Source organism: Rhodothermales bacterium, assembly GCA_040221055.1.
Classification (GTDB): Bacteria; Bacteroidota; Rhodothermia; order Rhodothermales; family UBA10348; genus 1-14-0-65-60-17.
On record JAVJVN010000009.1, the window covers coordinates 134,628 to 149,368 of the forward strand.

The following is a 14,741-nucleotide window of genomic DNA, read 5'->3' on the forward strand; positions in this document are numbered from 1 at the left end:
CTATATCAACTATGAACCTTCAAGCCATGCAGGACACAAGTGCTGCGCTGGACACGCTCCAGAGTCTGCCCGTGGAAACCACCTCCCAACTGGACATCCTCATGCAGGCCGGGTGGATCATGGTCCCCATCTTCCTGCTTTCCATTCTCACGGTCTATTTGCTTGTCGAGCGTCTTCGGACCTTGAAACGCGCCGAGGCCAACCGAGACCAGATCATGGATCGCGTGCGCCAGTTCGTGGAACAGGGCAACATCCAGGGGGCCAAGGCATTCTGTGAGGCCCAGAACAAACCGCTGACCCGCATCATAAAGCATGGTTTGGAGCGCTTGGGTCGCCCGATTTCCGAAATCCAGGATGCCGTCAACGGAGCCGGCAAGAGCGAAGCCTTCGAGCTGGAGAAGCGGATGGACATGCTGGCTTCGATTGCCGGCATCGGTCCCATGCTCGGCTTCCTGGGCACCGTGACGGGCATGATCGAGGCCTTCCAGCAAATCCAGAGTCTCCAGGGCAACGTGAATCCGTCCGTCCTGGCGGGAGGCATCTGGGAAGCGTTGGTATCCACGGCCGGCGGTTTGGTGGTGGGCATTCTGGCCTTCTTCTTCTACAACTTCCTGCTTGGCAAGATCAATCGCCTCGTGCACGACATGGAATCGTCTGCTACCGAGTTCATCGACCTGTTGCAGGCTCCGGCACCCGCGCCGGCCCGTCCGTCCAGTTCCCAGGAACGATTCTAGGAGAATACCATGTCTGTTGATTTCAATACGGAAAGAAAGCCGCTGACGGCCTATTCCCTCGCCGGCCTGGCGGACATCGTACTGTTACTCCTGGTCTTCTTCCTGCTCACGTCCAGCTTCATTCCGCAATTCGGTATCCAGGTGGACCTGCCCCGGACCGAAACCGCGGCTCCGAACCAGGGACAGTACATAACGGTGTCCATCTCCGCGGATGGCACCTTCTATGTGGAGCAGCAACGCGTACCCCGTGAGCGTCTGCTGGAGGTCATCCGCACGGAGTTGAAGGGGCGCACGACGTTGGTGCTCCGCGCAGATGAGAACAGTACCGTCAAGAACTTCGCCGCGGTCGGTGGCATTGCCCGGGCCCTGAACCTCCGGTTCCTGATGGCCACCGAGCGGGGACAGATCAACTAGGGCCTGTTACGGCTCCTGCGCCTCGTCCAGATACCGCAATCGACCTGCGTGAGCAATGGCCTGGGCGTCGACGGTGTCCATGTCCCGGAGATCGGCATCGGTTCGGGCCATCCGGAGAATCCGTTCCCGGGCACGCATGGAGAAATTGTGCCGCACCATGACATCCTGCAGCGTTTCCTGGGCGTCCCCGGACATCTGACGCAGGACCTCCCGCCCGGGCAAATGGGCATTCAAGCATGTCTGCCCCCTGTCCATGCGTCGAGCCTGGGCCCGTTCGACCCGGCGACGGATACGGCCACTGGAGCTTGAAGGCCGCGCCCCGGTCATGTGCAATGGATTTACCGGCCGCACCTGACAATGGATGTCAATCCGGTCCAGCAGGGGCCCGGATATTCGGCTCCTGTACCGCATCCGCATGGGATACGAGCACGTGCAGGCCTTGATCTTGTCACCCAGGAATCCGCAGGGACACGGATTCATGGCAGCCAGCAACTGGAATCCGGCGGGGAATCGTACCGATCCATGCACCCGTGAAAGCACGACCGAACGGCACTCCAGTGGCTCCCGCAATCCCTCAAGGACCGAACGAGGGTACTCCGGCAACTCATCCAGGAACAACACACCGGCATGCGCAAGAGATACCTCGCCGGGTTGCAACGGATTACCGCCACCAAGCATTCCCGGCCGGGTCACGGAATGATGCGGTGCGCGGAAAGGCCGTCCGTCCAGGATTCCTTTTCCCCGGAGCAAGCCCTTCAGGGAGTGCATGGCGCTGGCCTCCAACGCCTCCTCGTCGGACCAGGATGGAAGGATGGTCCTGAACCGTTCCGCCAACATGGTTTTCCCGCACCCTGGGGGGCCGATCATGATCATATTGTGCCCTCCGGCCGCTGCCAGTGTCATCGCGCTCACGACGGAATCCTGCCCCAGGACCTGGGCGAAATCGACGTCCCAGGACGGTGTCCTGGACATGGTCTCCGGTACATGAACGTCCAGACCGGTACCTTCATGCAGCCAATTCCAGACCGTCTCCAGGTGGTCAGCACCCAGGACCCGAATACCCGTGACAAATGCAGCCTCCCGTGCATTCGCTGCCGGTACGACCACCGTTTCCATGCCGTCATCCCGCAATGCCTTGACGATGGGCAGGATGCCGCGCACGGCTCTGAGGCGGCCGTCCAGGGCCAACTCCCCGACGAAGGCGGTGCGTCCTGTTCGGCACGTCACGTCTGATCCGGTTGTCGCAAGAAGCAGACCGAGTGCAACAGGCAGATCGAATCCACTTCCGTGCTTGGGAATGTCTGCGGGCGCCAGGTTGATCGTCAGTATGCCCTTCGGAAATGGCCATTCACCCGTTCGGAAGGCTGTCAGGATCCGGTCCAGGCACTCCCTAACGACAGTTCCAGGCAACCCCACGACCGTATGCCGCGGAAGTCCCGTGGCGACCGATGTCTCAATAGTTACCGGAATGGCACCGGAGCCGGAAATGGCCCCCGTATTTATGCGACTGTAGGATGATCCGGGCATGCATCCATGACACGGTCCCCGCTCAGTCGTAACCCGACAGTATATCCACGTCCTCCCATTCGACCAGAACGGGTCGGCCGAGCCGGCCATCGGCAGGTCCGTTCTCCAGCTTCAGCACACCCCGTGGACATACCGAGCTGCAAATGCCGCATCCCACACAGGAGGCCCGCACGATGTTCTGACCGCGTTGTGCATACCAACGGACATCAATGCCCATCTCACAGTATGCCGAACAGTTTCCACAGGAGATGCACTGTCCGCCGTTCGTGGTAATACGGAATCGGGAGAAGAATCGCTGTTGCAGGCCCAGGATGGCCGCCATGGGGCATCCGTACCGGCACCAGATCCGGGTGCCCAGGAACGGATAGAACCCGACCCCTATCACACCGGCCCAAATGGAGCCGAACAGGAATCCATACGTCTGTGCAAAGGCTCCGGACAGACTTCCCAGCATCGCTCCTTCGGTGGCCGAATTGATCCAGAGGACCGCCGTCGCCACGACAATGACCAGCAGGCTCCCGTGGATCATCCACCGTTCCAGCTGCCAGCTGGCGGTGGATCGGGGTGCCAAGTGTCTGTACGGATCGCCCATGGTCTCGGCCATCGCACCGCAGCCGCAGACCCAGGAGCAGTACCAGCGCTTGCCGTAGTAGTACGTCAGGATGGGCGTCGCCACGAAACTCATGATGGCCCCCCACCCGATCATGAACATCCCGAGCCGCCCCGAATCGGCCAGGATCCACCCCATCCCGTAGTCTCCCGGCCACAGATAGGTCCATTTAAGGGGCCAGAAGTACGAAAAGTAGAACTCCGGTTGCTGGAACAGGACGAGGATACTTGGCAGGACGAAGGCCAGAATAACCTGCACGAACACGACCGAAAGCGTCCTCAGGCGTTGGTATTTGACGTGCCGGTACCGGTACCACGCGCGGATACCGAAAACCGCGACCGCCAGGGTATAGACGAGGCTGTACATGAACCAATGGTCCGCAGCCCGCCCGCGCATGGCCCACGACAGCCAGTCGGTGGTCCGGACCAGTCCATCCAGTGCGGACGGATACCAGTAGACCAGGACGTAGAATCCCGTCATGAGAATACCGAGCATCCATCCGGCAGCGCCCCGGTTCATGGTGGGGTTCGTCATGACGCCATGGTTGTCGACACCCTCAGGTGTACTCCGGTAGCGTGCCAGGATCATCCACGTCGAGCCGACCGTCAGGGCGCCCAGTCCAAGTCCGAACATGGGAATCGGCCAGGCCTGGCCCACACCCGAAATCGCGATGAGGGTCCCAAGGATACCCAACCCGGTCAACATGCCTGCCCACCGATGATGGATGCGATGCGATCGCCAGCCCGACCGCCGGGAGACCTCGATCGTGACCGCAGCCGCCAACAACAGCATGGCGGTGCCCGTCGATGCGAGCGGCTTGAAAGGCCAGATGTCGAAAACGGCCGTCAGCAGGAGGATCGCGGCCGTAGCCGTCGTTCCCCGGACCAACCACCGAAGGGTAAGGTCGGTAGCAACTGCTGTATCTGTGTGACGGGTCATGTCCAGGCCGAGAGCTCTCGGGCTATATCGTTGTGCGGCAGTGAGGTGAATTCGGGGTCGAATGCCAACTCCCGGACGTCCTGCCCGGAAAATGTGGCGCGGCGCGCCGCCCGGATCCAGGTGGCGGCGACGTCATGACGGAGTCGGATCCCGAAGCCCGTCACGCCGGCAAGCGCACCGGTGTCGGCGCGCCGCGCCACACGGACCAAGCGCGTTCCGTCCTGCCAGGCGCGCGTTTCCAGTCCGGCATCATCGGTGGCGGGTACGCTGCCATACGTCTGGTACTCAAGATCAAAGAACTTGGCCGAATTGTAGAATACGGGCGTATCGTACGACAGGTCCTTTCCGGACAGGATCAAACCAAGGATGCGTCCCTGCCTCCGGGCACTGTACCACAATTGTTCAATCGTGCGGCCGTCAACCAACGGGCGACGGAATTCGGCACAATCTCCGGCCGCGAACACGTCCGGGGCGCTCGTGCGGAAGGACCGGTCGACGAGGATGCCTTTGTTGGTTTCGATTCCGGCCGCTTCGGCCAGTTCCGTCCTGGGATGAACTCCGACTCCGATACCCGCGAACGCGGCCGGGAACGAGCGGCCGTCCCGGGTGGTCACGGCAGCCACTCGACCGTTGCCGTCATCCTCGAATCGGTCCACTTCGCAACCCAGGTGCAAATGCACGCCGTGCCGGTCAATCTGACGGTGGATGAGCTCCGACTCATCCCGGGAAAACAGGTGGTCCATGTAGGCCGTCTCCCGGACCAGGAAGTGGACATCGATGGAACGGGACCGGAGCATCTCGACCAATTCGATGCCAATCAGCCCGCCGCCGACCACGACCGCATCGGTAATGCCCTCAGTGACCCGTTGCATGGTTTTCAGGTCTGACCAGGCATACAGCCCCTGCACGCCATCCAGGTATTCGCCCTGCCATCCGAAGCGGTTCGGGCGACTGCCGGTGGCCAGTACCAGGCGGTCGTAGGTCAGACGACGCCCGGAAGCGAGTTGAACGCTCCGGGCAGCGGTATCCAGGTCCGTTGCATGGTCCAGGACGAGCTCCATCCGGTTCTTTGTCCAGAAGTCGTCCTCGTAGGGCTTCAGGTCGGATTCCCTGAGATCGCCCATGTAGGCGTACATCAATGCAGTCCGGGCCACATGGTACTCGGTTTCCGAACTGACAATTGTCAACCGGGCGTCACCGTTCTTGCGGACGAAACGGGCTGCAGTAATTCCGGCAATGCCGTTTCCGATGATGACGACGTGCACTGGAGCAGAAAACGATTGAAAAATGAACGGAGTGCCGTGAAGATCGCAGCCGTCCGGCCGCCGGAACAGTATACCAAACCCGGCATCGGTCCGCCGTATCCGAATGCATGGCGCGCCCACGGACCGTGACGTAGTTTGTCCCTGCATTCCCTGAAAATGTAACCTGGGAGGTTACAAATCCGTGCGCATCGGAATTACCGGAAATACCCAGAAGGAGTCGCTCTGGAAGCCCGTCGAGGATATTGCCGGGCGCCTGGTGGCGGCTGGCCGGACCCTCGTGCTGCATCCGGATATCCTGGAGGTTCTCGAGCGGGACGGGAATCCGGGTATTCCGACAGACGATCTCGTCCATGTCTCCTCCGCTCAGGAATTTGTCGAAGCATCGGAGATCATCCTGTCTTTTGGAGGCGATGGCACTTTGTTGAATACTGCGCGGATGGTCGGCGATCGCGGCGTTCCCATCCTGGGCATCAATTACGGGCGCCTGGGGTTCCTTGCCAACGTCGATGCATCCGATCTGGAGATGGCGCTCCGAAGGATTGAACAGGGCGATTTCGGTATCGATGAGCGGCTGGTCCTCGAAGCGCGGGTCGACGACGAGTCACCGCGGTGGGCACTGAATGACGTCACGCTCCAGCGATCCGGTGATACCGGGTTGATGACCATCCACGTGGAGGTGGACGGACGCCCGCTGAACACGTATTGGGCCGACGGATTGATCGTATCCACACCAACCGGATCAACGGCGTACTCGCTTGCCCTTGGCGGACCGATCATGGCTCCCGGGTGTGGCAGCCTCCTGATCACGCCCATTGCTCCGCATACCCTCACCGTACGCCCCATCGTACTGCCCGATACGTCCCGGATCCGGTTGTGGGTGTCGGGGCAGCGCAGACGGTATGTGGTCACGGTTGACGGCGAACCTTCCCTGTACGAAAACGAGTCCGTGACCATCCACGTAGCCAAGGCCTCCCACACGGTTCGCCTCATCCGGTTCGAGGACCAGGACTATTTCAGCACGCTCCGGGACAAACTCATGTGGGGAGCACGATTTCAATCGGTTAAGCATTCGTGAATGGTTGACCTTCGATCCAAGGAACGTGTATATTTGGAAGTCTGTGGGTCAGGTAGCTCAGTTGGTAGAGCAATGGACTGAAAATCCATGTGTCGGGGGTTCAATTCCCTCCCTGACCACCCCGCTCCGTAGGGAATCCGGGCCGCAGGCAAGCAGTCAACACTCGGTGTCAACATTGCGTGAACGTCTTGCCAGGTCCCTTTCCATCGCCGTATTATTGCGGCCGCTCGGAGTGAGCAGAACGGTCCGGTAGTTCAGTTGGTTAGAACGCTGCCCTGTCACGGCAGAGGTCGCGAGTTCGAGTCTCGTCCGGACCGCAAAAAGGCTCCAGGTATCCACCTGGGGCCTTTTTTTGTACTGGGCCGTTCCGTTCTGGACGTTCCCGCGCGGACGTTTCATTTTCCGGAGCCATCTGTCGTACGTGACGTATACAACGCTCGTGCCAGAGTGTCCAACACCCTTTCCGTATCCTGTCATCATGCAACAACGTCCCCTGCTTCTCGCATCGCTCCTGATGGCCTTCGGCATCCTCGGAGCCGGTTGGTTCGTCGGAAACGGCCTGATAACCTCCCGCGTCACGGACCGCTTCGTGACCGTGAAAGGCGTTTCGGAACAGGACGTGGAAGCGGACCTTGCGCTGTGGCCCCTGAAATTGAACGTATCCGGCAACAACCTGAGCAGCATCCAGGCCGATCTGGACGGCCAGGTTGCCGAAGTCATCCGTTTCCTCATCCGGCATGGCGTCGATACGTCCGGCGTGAGCATTGAGGGACTCGAAGTCACGGATCGACTGGCGAATCCCTACGGGGAAAGTGGACCCATCCAGAACCGGTACGTCGTGCAGCAGACGCTCATCATCCGTTCCGAAGATCCAGGGTCCGTCCTTGCGGCCAGCCAGGAAATGGGGCAGTTGGTGGATGCCGGGGTCGTCTTCACGTCAGGTTCCGGTTACGGACCGGCCCAACCCACGTTCATCTTCACGCGCCTGAATGATGTCAAACCGACCATGATTGCAGAGGCCACGGCCAACGCCCGGGAGGCAGCAGAACAGTTTGCGTCCGATGCCAACAGCAACGTTGGAGGCATCCGCCGCGCCAATCAGGGTGTGTTCCAGATTCTTGCCCGCGATCAGGCACCGGGGATCATGGAATCGGCACAGATCACCAAAACCGTCCGCGTGGTCAGCACGGTCGAGTACTACCTGGAGTAGGTCGGATCAGGATGCCCGGAGCGCTGCCTTCCTCATCCACGGAACCGCATCGGGTCCGTGGTTCAGGATGAGGTCGATGACCGACATGCCCACAATGAATCCGTCGAAGTTCTGACGGTATGCCGGCGTCGCATCTGCAATGGGGCCCGGCGGTGGAGCACCGGGTGCCTGCTTCCCGGATTCCGAGACGACACGCACGTCCACGGGCAGTCGGAGCATCTGAATGACCATACGCACACTGCGGCAGGTACACGCTCCCAACGACGTCCACGGCGTCGACCAGAAATCCATGAGGAGATGCTCGTAATGCACGTAGTACGGCGCCGATTCGTAGTTGAATTTGAGCGCCTTCCGGTGGCGGGTCCGCCATCCCGGGTCGCCCTGGATGACCGTGTCGGAGATGGCCCGTCCGAACTGCCCACTGCCCACCGGTACGGTAAGCCACTGGAACCCGTCGGCATTGCGGAATCGGGTCCGGTTCTGGAAAGACTGCCGCGAATATTGGACTGTATCGTCCAGCCACAGGACGTCCCGGTCCAGGACCTCCATGAACCAGCCCGGACGAGGAAGATATTCCGGTATGCGGACGAGGTCTTGGTGGGGCGCGGCAGCGTCTTGACGGGGCACGGTGTCTGACAGGCAGATGAGGGTACGGGGAAGTCTCCGCCCGATGATATATTGCAACCCCTGCCGCGTCAACCCATCCGGATGAAATGCTGAACAGACCTGCTCCACTGGGACCCGATTCCAGGATCGGCCTCATTGCCCCGGCCTCCTTGCCCGCCGATCACACCCGGATTGCCCGGGGCATCGACCGGATGCGTCGCGAAGGGTGGCATATCGAGCAACGTCGTGATTTCACGGATGCTCGAGGCTACTTGGCCGGATCTGATGAGGATCGGTCGAATGAACTCAACCACTTCCTCAGGCGCACCGATATCGATGCCCTGATCTGCATCCGTGGCGGCTATGGATGCATGCGGATCCTGCCCCACCTGGATTACGAAGCGGCACGGGCACATCCCAAATTACTGGTCGGCTATTCCGACATCACCGCCTTGCACCTGGCCTTCCTGGCAAAATCCGGGTGGTCCGGTGTATCAGGTCCCATGGTGGCGGTGGACTGGCCGGATCTCGACTCCGGTTCCCGCAAGCAATTCCTGGAACTGGCTGGCGGAGGGGCGGGGCCGCTGTTGGGTCCCGCAGGCGAAGATCTGTCCCCCGCCCGCCGTGGAACGGTGGAGGGACGCATTATTGGAGGCAACCTGTCGATGGTCGTCCGACTGCTCGGTACACCGTACCTGCCGGACATGTCGGGTGCCATCCTGGTGGTCGAGGACGTGGGCGAAGAACCCTATCGGATAGATGCTTATTTCACGCAACTACGTTTGGCCGGTGTCCTGCAACAACTTGGCGGGATCGTGCTTGCAGGATTCACTGAGTGCGGATTCCCGGCGGGAAAGCGCTCGCTGACCCTGGACGAGGTGTTCGAGGACAACGTGATGTCATTGGACATCCCGGTTGCAACCGGGTTGTTGTACGGTCACTTTCCGGTCAAAAGTGCCGTTCCGATCGGTGTCCGCGCCCGGCTCTCGGTTACGGAAGACACGGCGCGTCTTGATCTGCTGGAGTCGGTGGTCCGTCCAGCGTGAGTTCCACACCCCGGAGCCGACGTGCCCGACTATTTCATGGGCTCTTGTGTGTCGGTGAGTCCCGGAAATCGTAGACTGGAGCTCCACACCCATCGTTCATCATGTCCCTGCCCAGATTGGCCATTTTTGCTTCCGGAGGCGGCTCCAACTTCCAGGCCATCCTGGACCGGGCCGCAGCCGGCGGACTCGGCGCGGATGTCTCCCTGTTGGTGGCATCGTCCGCATCGGCGGGTGCCTTGGATCGGGCCCGGGCGGCAGGTGTCCCGACGGAAGTCTGTGGACCGGACGACGATCCTTCGGTATTCACCGACAAGCACGCCATTGACCTCGTGGCCCTCGCCGGGTACATGAGACGCATTCCGCCCGACATGGTCGCTTCCTTCAGGCACCGGATGGTCAACATCCACCCGTCCCTCCTGCCGGCGTTCGGAGGCTCCGGCATGTATGGAGCTCGGGTCCATGAAGCCGTTGTGGCACATGGTGTCCGGATTACCGGTGCCACTGTCCACTTTGTCGACGAAACGTACGACACGGGCCCTATCATCCTGCAGCAGGCGGTTCCGGTCCATCAAGACGACACTCCCGCGGACGTGGCTGCACGTGTGCTGGCAGTGGAACATTCACTTTATCCCGAGGCCATCCAGCTGTTGGCCGCCAACCGACTGACGGTTCATGGCCGTCGGGTCAGAATACAAGACGCATGATCCACGTTAAAGACCTGCCCCCGCCGGATGACCGGTATCCTGTTCGCCGCGCGTTGCTTTCCGTGTTCGACAAGACCGGCATCGTTGAATTCGCACGTGCCCTTCACGCCTTGAACGTGGAATTGATCTCCACCGGGGGGACGGCGCGCGAACTGCTGGCCGCCGGGCTTCCGGTCACACCCGTGGATGACCTCACGGGTTATCCGGAAATCCTGGGAGGTCGGGTCAAAACGCTCCATCCAGCGGTACATGGAGGCCTTCTGTCCCGAAGGACGGACCCGGAAGACCAGGCCCAACTTGCCGCGCAGGGCATCCAGGAAATCGACCTCGTCGTGGTCAACCTGTATCCGTTTTCCGACGCCACATCTGCTGCCGACACCACGGATGCCGTGGCCATCGAGAATATTGATATCGGAGGCCCCACCATGCTCCGGGCAGCCGCCAAGAATTTCTTCTTCGTGGCAACGGTCTGCAATCCGACCCACTACGGAGCCGTCACACAGGAACTGACCGAGCACTCCGGCACGCTCTGCATGGCCACACGCCGTCGCCTGGCCGCCGACGTGTTCGACCATACGGCGGCCTACGACGCGGCGGTATCGCGTTATTTCGCACGCACCCGCGACGATGCGCCCTTTGCCTGGGTGGCTCCCCGTGCACAGACCTTGCGGTACGGCGAGAATCCGCATCAACAGGCCGAGCTGTATGGACGGCCGGAGGACCTGTTCGAGAAGCTGCATGGCAAGGAGTTGTCCTACAACAACCTGCTGGACCTGAGCGCTGCTCTGCTGTTGATTGATGAGTTTGCTGAGGCTGGACCCACGGTAGCCATCCTGAAACACACCAATCCGTGCGGTGTCGGTACGGCATCCACCTTGCGGGAAGCGTACGAGAAGGCCTTCTCAACAGACAAGCAGTCTCCCTTCGGTGGCATTGTGGTCACCAATCGGCCGTTGGACATGGCAACGGCCGAATCCATCGATGCCATCTTCACCGAGCTCATCATTGCCCCGGCCTTCGAAGACGGCGTACAGGACTTCCTGGAGCAGAAGAAGAACCGCCGCATCATCCGCCAATTGTCGCCCGCCCGGTCCGACATGGGTCGGGACATCCGGTCCGTGGCCGGCGGCCTTCTGGTGCAGGATCGCGATCCGGTCCTCCCGGGTCCGGATGCCCTGCGGGAGCGATGCACGGTCGTCACCAAGCGGCAACCGACCGATGCGGAATGGGCCGACCTGGACTTCGCCTGGCGCGTGGCAAAACATGTGAAGAGCAACGCCATCGTCTATGCCGGACATGGCCGGACGCTCGGTATAGGCGCCGGTCAGATGAGCCGGATCGATTCGTCCGAGATTGCCGTGAGCAAGAGCCGGAAATCCAGCCTGGACCTGGCCGGATCCGTGATCGCGTCCGACGCCTTCTTCCCGTTTGCCGATGGCCTGCTCGAAGCAGCACAGAATGGAGCCATTGCGGCCATCCAACCCGGAGGATCGGTCCGGGACGATGAAGTCATTGCTGCAGCGGATGCGCATGGAATGGCCATGATCTTTACGGGCCACCGACACTTCCGCCATTGATGGACGAATGACGCGCATTTGGGAACGGATTCGGGACTGGGTTCTGCTGGGCAGCCTGCTCATGGTGTCGGTCGTCACCCTGCTGACGGCGAATGACCCCATGTTCCGCGGACTTCGCGCCCGATCCCTTGAAGCCACCTCTGCCGTCGAAACCTTGTTTGCCGGCATAGGCCGCTATTTCCGGGCCCTTGAGGAAAATGAGGCACTGCGGGAGCGCAACGTATTGCTCAACAACGAAGTCGCGCAGATGCGCGAAGCCATCGTAGAGAACCGGGAGCTCGAGGACATGCTCGGTCTTCGTGATACCGTCTCCACCGACCTTGTGGCCGCACGCGTGATTTCCAAGGATATCACTCGTGAGCGCAATCTGATTGTGCTGGACGTCGGCCGACGTGACGGAATCGAGGAAGGGATGGCCGTCGTCGACGAGCGCGGCATAGTGGGCAAAACCCTGCTTGTGACGGAGCGGTTCACGCAAGTCATGACGTTCCAGAATACCGATTTCTATGTCCCCGCCCGGATCCTGCCGAGTGGATCGGACGGAATGATCCGCTGGGACGGAGAGCGTTTCGGCACGCTGCTCATGGAGCTGGTGGAGCGCACGGCTCCGGTACGGGTTGGCGACCAGGTTGTAGCCGGGCCATCCGACATTTTCCATTCCTCCACCCCCATCGGGGTCATAGACACGGTCATGGTTCCACCGGGAGCCCCGACGCTTGCCATCTACGTGCGGCCCTTCAGTCGCATTGACGACCTGACCCATGTCTTCGTGGATCGTTCGCGCCCTGTTTCCTCACAAATTCCGTTCAATCCATGATGAGATTCCGCTCCCTGCCCGCTCTGATGACCTGTGTGGCTGCCATGACCTGCCTCATGCATCCTGCGCAGACATTGGCGCAAACCAATGTGGCCCTGAGGGATACATTGAACCAGATCCTGTTCGACGCCAATACACCCAATGCCATCTGGGCCGTTCGCGTACTGGAAACGGAATCCGGCAAGGTCATCTACGACCGGAATGGGTTCACCAGCATGATTCCCGCATCGAACACGAAAATGTACACGACAGCGGCTGCGCTCGAGATGCTGGGTGCGGATCATGTATACAAAACCGGCCTCTATGCCGCGGGGCCCGTCCGGGACGGCGTGCTTGAGGGCGCGCTCGTGGTGAAAGGGTCAGGCGATCCGGTGATCGGTGGCCGGTTCAACGACGGAGACCTTACGCAGACGTTCCGCACCTGGGCAGATTCATTGAAGGCCGTCGGAATCCACCGGATTGAAGGCGACATCGTCGGGGATGACAATGTGTTCGATGATGTTCCTCTGGGCTATTCCTGGGCCTGGGATGATGAACCTTACTGGTACTCGGCGGAAATCAGTGGGCTGTCTTTCAATGACAATTGCGTCGATTTTGCGCTCGTCGCCGCTCTGGAGAACCAGCCAGCCTTCCTGACCTGGGAGCCGGCCCGGACCAGTTACGTCCACACCGAGAATGCCAGCATGACGGGCCCGGCGGACAGCAGGATCCGGGAAGGGTACAGTCGGAGCCGGGACGGCAACGCCTTCCGGTTCTGGAGCGAGGTGCCGGAAGGTCGAACGGACTTCGAATCGCTGGCCGTCCGCAATCCGACGTTGTTTTTCGTTCATGTGCTCCGGGAAACGCTGCTCGCCGAAGGGATTTCGGTAGGCGGCTCGCCGCGGGATGTGGATGACCTGTCCTTCCTGCCCGACTATGAGCAGGCCACCCGAGTTGCCGTCCATCGCTCCCCGCCCATGGTCGATATCGTCACGGTCATCAACAAGCGAAGCCAGAATTTGTACGCAGAGCAGGTGCTCAAAACCATGGGCGGTCTCGTCAATGATTCCACCGGCGCATCGGCGGCCGACGGCGTACGGGCATCCCTCGAGGTCTTCGGCGCTGCGCGGCTGGATACGTCACGCATCCAGCTCGTGGACGGCTCCGGATTGTCCCGGCTGAACCTGGTGACTGCCGATATGACCACGGACTTGCTGCAGTATATGGCCCATCATCCCGATTCCACCATACGCTCCGTGTTCGCCGCCTCGCTCCCGATAGCAGGCGTTGACGGTACCATCGGCTCCCGTATGCGGGGTACCCCCGCTGCCGGCAATCTGATCGGGAAAACGGGCACGCTGGGCAGCGCGAGCGCGCTTTCCGGTTACGTCACGAACGCATCCGGTACCCGTTTGACATTTTCCGTGATGGTCAATCACTACACCGGATCCACATCGGGTGTCCGCGCCATCCAGGACCGGATAGGGGCGGCGCTCGCTGCATCGGTCGACTGAACAAACCGGTACGCGTTGCCGTACCACGCACTCACTTCAAAAACGTATACGTGAGCATTAAAAGCACAACTGTCGTAGGCGTCCGATACAACGGACGCGTGGTCATGGGATCGGACGGCCAGGCGACCATGGGCAACACCGTGATGAAGCACAAGGCCCGGAAAGTCCGCTCCCTGTTCAACGGAAAGATCGTGGCCGGTTTCGCCGGAGCCACGGCCGATGCGTTCACGCTGTTCGAGCGTTTCGAGGAAAAATTGCAGCGGTATGGCGGAGACGTGACCCGATCGGCCGTTGAACTGGCCAAGGACTGGCGAACGGATCGCTACCTTCGGCGGCTGGAAGCCCTGCTGGCGGTTGGCGCAGAAGATCGCCTTCTGGTGATTTCCGGAACAGGCGACGTTATTGAACCGGATGATGAAATCGTGGCCATCGGATCCGGGGGACCATTTGCCCTGGCGGCGGCCCGCGCCATGATCCGACATGGTCGTGATCTGGACGCCCGGACCATCGTTGAGCAGTCACTCACGATTGCATCCGAGATCTGCATCTACACGAATTCGAACCTGACCATCCTTGAATTGAACGATGTATCCTGATTGAAATCCATGATCCAGAGCCTTTTTTCAGCGCCTTGATCCGGATAAGTAATTGAAAGCAATAATTGAAGGTGACTCAAGGCGCCCGTTAATCAGTATTGGAAATATGCCCAACAAGAAAATTCATC

Annotated in this window: 14 protein-coding genes and 2 tRNA genes; 12 read left to right on the forward strand and 4 right to left on the reverse strand. The window is 60.7% G+C overall.

From position 1 onward, the window contains the following. The first annotated feature begins 26 nt into the window (after positions 1 to 26). Both RIE53_03240 and RIE53_03245 read left to right on the forward strand, forming a co-directional pair. Positions 27 to 734 (forward strand): MotA/TolQ/ExbB proton channel family protein, encoded by a 708-nt coding sequence (locus tag RIE53_03240; protein ID MEQ9103691.1) that lies wholly within the window; start codon positions 27 to 29, stop codon positions 732 to 734. A gap of 9 nt (positions 735 to 743) precedes the next feature. Further along, a complete protein-coding gene (locus RIE53_03245; GenBank protein ID MEQ9103692.1) occupies positions 744 to 1,148 on the forward strand; it encodes a biopolymer transporter ExbD in 405 nt (134 codons plus the stop codon). Between the two features lie 6 nt (positions 1,149 to 1,154). On the opposite strand, the gene RIE53_03250 is transcribed toward RIE53_03245, so the two are convergent. The 3 genes from RIE53_03250 to RIE53_03260 are packed head-to-tail and all read right to left on the reverse strand — an operon-like array spanning position 1,155 to position 5,489. Next, on the reverse strand, positions 1,155 to 2,675 hold the full coding sequence (locus tag RIE53_03250) for a YifB family Mg chelatase-like AAA ATPase (GenBank protein MEQ9103693.1): 1,521 nt from the start codon (positions 2,673 to 2,675) through the stop codon (positions 1,155 to 1,157). Between the two features lie 22 nt (positions 2,676 to 2,697). Continuing rightward, complete coding sequence (locus RIE53_03255; GenBank protein ID MEQ9103694.1) at positions 2,698 to 4,224, reverse strand: 4Fe-4S binding protein; 1,527 nt, start codon at positions 4,222 to 4,224, stop codon at positions 2,698 to 2,700. Beyond that, entirely contained in the window at positions 4,221 to 5,489 is a 1,269-nt protein-coding gene (locus RIE53_03260; protein MEQ9103695.1) for an FAD-dependent oxidoreductase, read from the reverse strand. Before RIE53_03260 ends, RIE53_03255 begins: the two co-directional genes overlap by 4 nt. Before the next feature lie 181 nt (positions 5,490 to 5,670). On the opposite strand from RIE53_03260, the gene RIE53_03265 reads away from it, so the two are divergent. From RIE53_03265 to RIE53_03280, 4 genes are all read left to right on the forward strand, one after another. Beyond that, a complete protein-coding gene (locus RIE53_03265) occupies positions 5,671 to 6,564 on the forward strand; it encodes an NAD(+)/NADH kinase (protein MEQ9103696.1) in 894 nt (297 codons plus the stop codon). A gap of 46 nt (positions 6,565 to 6,610) precedes the next feature. Then, a tRNA-Phe gene (locus RIE53_03270) sits at positions 6,611 to 6,683 on the forward strand. Between the two features lie 124 nt (positions 6,684 to 6,807). Further along, a tRNA-Asp gene (locus RIE53_03275) sits at positions 6,808 to 6,881 on the forward strand. 161 nt (positions 6,882 to 7,042) lie between these two features. Continuing rightward, complete coding sequence (locus tag RIE53_03280; protein MEQ9103697.1) at positions 7,043 to 7,774, forward strand: SIMPL domain-containing protein; 732 nt, start codon at positions 7,043 to 7,045, stop codon at positions 7,772 to 7,774. A gap of 6 nt (positions 7,775 to 7,780) precedes the next feature. Here RIE53_03280 and RIE53_03285 read toward each other — a convergent pair whose 3' ends face one another. Then, positions 7,781 to 8,401, reverse strand: coding sequence for a WbqC family protein (locus tag RIE53_03285; protein MEQ9103698.1), 621 nt, complete (start codon positions 8,399 to 8,401; stop codon positions 7,781 to 7,783). Positions 8,402 to 8,487: 86 nt separating this feature from the next. Between RIE53_03285 and RIE53_03290 the strand changes: the two genes are divergently transcribed. The 6 genes from RIE53_03290 to hslV all read left to right on the forward strand — a co-directional run bounded on the left by RIE53_03290 (position 8,488) and on the right by hslV (position 14,613). Continuing rightward, the gene (locus RIE53_03290; protein ID MEQ9103699.1) at positions 8,488 to 9,426 is read left to right on the forward strand and encodes an LD-carboxypeptidase; all 939 of its coding nucleotides are present in this window, start codon (positions 8,488 to 8,490) and stop codon (positions 9,424 to 9,426) included. Between the two features lie 101 nt (positions 9,427 to 9,527). Next, a complete protein-coding gene (gene purN / locus RIE53_03295; GenBank protein ID MEQ9103700.1) occupies positions 9,528 to 10,130 on the forward strand; it encodes a phosphoribosylglycinamide formyltransferase in 603 nt (200 codons plus the stop codon). Beyond that, positions 10,127 to 11,707, forward strand: coding sequence for a bifunctional phosphoribosylaminoimidazolecarboxamide formyltransferase/IMP cyclohydrolase (gene purH / locus RIE53_03300; GenBank protein ID MEQ9103701.1), 1,581 nt, complete (start codon positions 10,127 to 10,129; stop codon positions 11,705 to 11,707). Before purN ends, purH begins: the two co-directional genes overlap by 4 nt. A gap of 7 nt (positions 11,708 to 11,714) precedes the next feature. Next, complete coding sequence (mreC, locus tag RIE53_03305) at positions 11,715 to 12,524, forward strand: rod shape-determining protein MreC (protein MEQ9103702.1); 810 nt, start codon at positions 11,715 to 11,717, stop codon at positions 12,522 to 12,524. Further along, on the forward strand, positions 12,521 to 14,017 hold the full coding sequence (gene dacB, locus RIE53_03310; protein ID MEQ9103703.1) for a D-alanyl-D-alanine carboxypeptidase/D-alanyl-D-alanine-endopeptidase: 1,497 nt from the start codon (positions 12,521 to 12,523) through the stop codon (positions 14,015 to 14,017). Before mreC ends, dacB begins: the two co-directional genes overlap by 4 nt. Before the next feature lie 50 nt (positions 14,018 to 14,067). Beyond that, entirely contained in the window at positions 14,068 to 14,613 is a 546-nt protein-coding gene (hslV, locus tag RIE53_03315; GenBank protein ID MEQ9103704.1) for an ATP-dependent protease subunit HslV, read from the forward strand. Positions 14,614 to 14,741 lie beyond the last annotated feature (128 nt).